The sequence below is a fragment of the Psychrobacter sp. genome (assembly GCF_018260395.1).
GTDB lineage: Bacteria > Pseudomonadota > Gammaproteobacteria > Pseudomonadales > Moraxellaceae > Psychrobacter.
In genome coordinates, this window is sequence record NZ_JAGLBC010000182.1 from 1 (window position 1) to 3,802 (window position 3,802).

4 protein-coding genes are annotated in these 3,802 nt (G+C 39.1%); all 4 read right to left on the bottom strand.

All coding sequences use genetic code 11. From position 1 onward, the window contains the following. A partial coding sequence (locus QZ265_RS10125; protein ID WP_296405844.1) for a cbb3-type cytochrome c oxidase N-terminal domain-containing protein occupies positions 1-902 on the bottom strand: 902 nt, incomplete at its 3' end. Then, positions 899-1,081 carry a cbb3-type cytochrome c oxidase subunit 3 gene (locus QZ265_RS10130; RefSeq protein ID WP_296405846.1) on the bottom strand — a complete coding sequence of 61 codons (183 nt, stop codon included), beginning with the start codon at positions 1,079-1,081 and terminating at the stop codon, positions 899-901. The genes QZ265_RS10130 and QZ265_RS10125, both read right to left, overlap by 4 nt. Further along, the gene (gene ccoO / locus QZ265_RS10135) at positions 1,081-1,719 is read right to left on the bottom strand and encodes a cytochrome-c oxidase, cbb3-type subunit II (RefSeq protein ID WP_296405848.1); all 639 of its coding nucleotides are present in this window, start codon (positions 1,717-1,719) and stop codon (positions 1,081-1,083) included. The genes QZ265_RS10130 and ccoO overlap by 1 nt, the downstream gene beginning before the upstream one ends. 25 nt (positions 1,720-1,744) lie before the next feature. Continuing rightward, the gene (gene ccoN, locus QZ265_RS10140) at positions 1,745-3,235 is read right to left on the bottom strand and encodes a cytochrome-c oxidase, cbb3-type subunit I (RefSeq protein WP_296405849.1); all 1,491 of its coding nucleotides are present in this window, start codon (positions 3,233-3,235) and stop codon (positions 1,745-1,747) included. Positions 3,236-3,802: the final 567 nt, after the last annotated feature.

Below are 3,802 nucleotides of genomic sequence, written 5' to 3' on the forward strand. Positions count from 1 at the left end.
ATACTACCTTTAGCGTCACTACCGTGACAGATAAAACATTTTTCATTATAAATAGCTTTACCTTGAGCAATTTTCTGAGGATCAAGTTCAGACTTTTCTTGGTTTTTAGAAATTGACAGAACATACTCAGCAGCTGCACGCAATCCTTGCTCGCCAAGATCTTTACGTTGGGCTGGCATAGGTAATGGTTGAGCAGGATCTAGATTAACGTGCCAACCGTTATGCAAAGTTAATAAAATATTTTCAGGTTTACCGCCATGTAACCAATCATTGTCAGTTAGATTTGGATAGCCCGGTGCACCTTGCGCTGTAGAACCATGACATACTGCACAGTTTTGTAAGAATAAGCGCTCACCTGCCATAAGTGCTTTCTGATTACCCGAAAGCTCTGTTACATAAGGCCCTAAAGCTGCTATATTTTTATTAAGTTGCTCGTTTAGAGCAGGGGGTCTTTTGGTTTTAATAGGCTCTTTAGATTGTAAAGAAGCTAAAGTTGCCAGTTGTTTTTGCGCCGCAGGGTTTGGCAAGAAGTTTGTATTAAAGTTATTGGTAAAAATCTTATTATTTTCTTCAAGATTACTATAAAGCTCATTCTTTGAGCTCCAAGGTACAGTCTTACCATCAACTTCTACAGTTGAAAGACCCTTAAAGTGACTTGGAAAAATAGCAGGGAATAATAAAAAGTATAATAACGCCCAAACAATTGAACCAAAGAAAATAACCAACCACCATTTAGGCAAGGGCTTGTCATACTCTTGGATGACATCATCATAAGTATGACCCGTAGTGCCATCTTCTGCTAAATCCGGCTTATGACGTAAAACGAAAACGAGCACGCCAAGAATACCTAACCAACAGGCTAGACTTAAGATGGTGATCCATGAACTCCAAAATATGCTCATCTTTTATCCTTATTGCGTAAATTAGAGGGTGATGAACTTAATAGTTCATCATCCAACGCAAGCTGTGCATCTTCTTCAAAGCGTTTCTTGTTACTAGGTGAATACGCCCACCATGCGATACAGATGAAAGCAATAAATGCTGCCACTGTAGCTATAATATGTAGATCACTGATACTCATTAGCGTTGACCCTCCATGGCAGTACCAAGCTGCTGTAGATAAGCAACCAGTGCATCTAATTCAGTAGCACCTAAAACTTTATCAGGAGCACCGGCAATATCTGCATCAGTGTATGGCACACCAAAACGATCTCGGAATATACGCATTTTTTCTTGAACTTTAGCACCATCTACTTCTTGCTTAGCCAACCATGGGAAGCCTGGCATAACTGATTCAGGTACTAATGAACGTGGATTAATTAAATGCTTCTTCTGCCAATCATCAGAGTAACGACCCCCAACACGTGCTAAATCAGGACCTGTACGTTTAGAACCCCATAAAAAAGGATGGTCCCAAGTAGATTCTGCTGCACGTGAATAAGGACCATAACGCTCTACTTCAGCACGAAGCGGACGAATCATTTGTGTGTGACACACATGGCAACCTTCACGGATATAAATATCACGTCCTTCTAACTCCAACGCTGTCCAAGGTTGCATAGTAGGTAAGGGTTTGTTGACCCCACCTTCTTCACCAGACTTGGTATCAAAAATCAATGGAACAATCTCTACTAATGTTGCAAAGCTAATTGCAATAACAATAAAGATAACCAGCAAGCCTGTGTTTTTTTCAATTATTTCATGAGCTGTACCCGCCATGATATCTCCTTAAGCGATTGCTGGTTTAAACGTTAACTGGCTGAGTGTCTTCGTCATCTTTGACGACAGGACTATGATTTGTTGGATCAGCTTCGTCAACAGGACGAGCGCTTGGCATATTGATAGTCTTAAAGGCGTTATAAGCCATTACAATCATACCAGAAACATATAGCAAACCACCAAAGGCACGACCGATGTACGGATAGTGCGAGAACGCTACTGTTTCGATAAAGTTATAAGCTAGCGTTCCATCTGGGTTAGTTTGACGCCACATCATCCCCTGACCAATACCTGAAATCCACATTGAAACGATGTAGAAAATAGTACCAGCTGTTGCAAGCCAGAAATGAGTATTGATTAAGCTAATCGAGTACATTTTAGGCTTATTGAAAATACGTGGAATAAGCACATATAAAGAGCCCATTGTGATTAAACCTACCCAGCCTAATGCACCTGAGTGTACGTGACCTACTGTCCAGTCAGTATTATGCGATAAGGCATTCACTGTCTTAATAGACATCATTGGCCCTTCAAAAGTTGACATAGCATAGAATGACAGTGCAACAATTAAGAAGCGAATAATAGGGTCAGTACGTAATTTATCCCAGCTACCTGAAAGCGTTAGAACGCCGTTAATCATACCACCCCAAGAAGGAGCGAATAAGATAATAGAGAAAACCATAGCTAAAGACTGAGTCCAGTCAGGTAGAGCAGAGTAGTGCAAATGGTGACCACCGGCCCACATATAAGAGGCGATTAAGGCCCAAAAATGCACAATAGATAGACGATAAGAATAAATCGGACGACCAATCTGAACCGGTACGAAATAATACATCATACCAAGGAAAGCCGCTGTCAGATAGAAGCCAACCGCATTATGACCATACCACCACTGCACCATTGCATCCGTAGCACCACCAAATAATGAGTATGACTTAAATAAGCCTACAGGAATGGCCATACTGTTAACAATGTGCAGTAGAGCAATAGTGATGATGAAAGCTGCAAAGAACCAGTTAGCCACATAAATATGTGATGTCTTACGCTTAATCAACGTTCCAAAGAAAACGATAGCATAAGATATCCATACTATTGCAATTAGGATATCAATTGGCCATTCAAGTTCTGCGTATTCTTTAGCAGATGTGAGACCTTGAGGAAGCGTAATGACAGCACTAACAAGAACTGCTTGCCATCCCCAAAATGTAAACCAAGCTAAATAAGGGGCAAAAAGTCTGGTTTTACAGGTTCGCTGTACGATGTAGTACGAGGTTGCAAATAATGCACAACCACCAAACGCAAAAATTACCGCGTTGGTATGTAGCGGTCTTAATCGGCTAAATGTCAGCCATGGGGTATCAAAATTCAAGGCAGGCCAAGCCAATTGTGAGGCAATAAACACCCCAAGACCCATGCCTATAATCCCCCAGACGATAGCCATAATTGTAAAATATCTTACAACTGTGATTTCATAATCACGATCGACTGCAGAGATTGCTGTGTTATTTATACTCATTTGAATATTTCCTTTACAGCCTTAAGTATCAAAGGTGTCAACCAAAGCAGCATAGCCTGTAAAATAAATAGTCTTGAAGAGTTAAGGTAACAGTTACTAGTAACCTTTGGTTATGTTAAACATAACAATTCTACTATTTAATTTAGAAATGGCTCACTTTTGAATGCAAAAATTTAAAACTTTAGCTTCAATTGTTTGGCTGTTATACCCGATGTTATCTAAATATGAAGCTATTGTAACGCATAGGATACAAAATATCATCTGACGAAACAGTCAAAATATAAAAAACCCGTAAAAAAGTTGTGGGTAAACAGGTTTATTGGTTAATTTCAAGTTCCCAATGCAAAGTTAAAACAGTGCTGAGCAAGGGAGACATGGGATAACGCTGAACATGTAACATTAATAATGACTCAGTAATTCATACAATTATTCGTTTACACATTACTTTTAAATTCAATTTGAATTCAGTATTTATCTAAGGTAAGTAAATATAAATTGTATTCATCCATTTTAAAGAAGTTAAATTGCAATGAAATTTTAAATAGTTACTGAATTTTAATGACAACT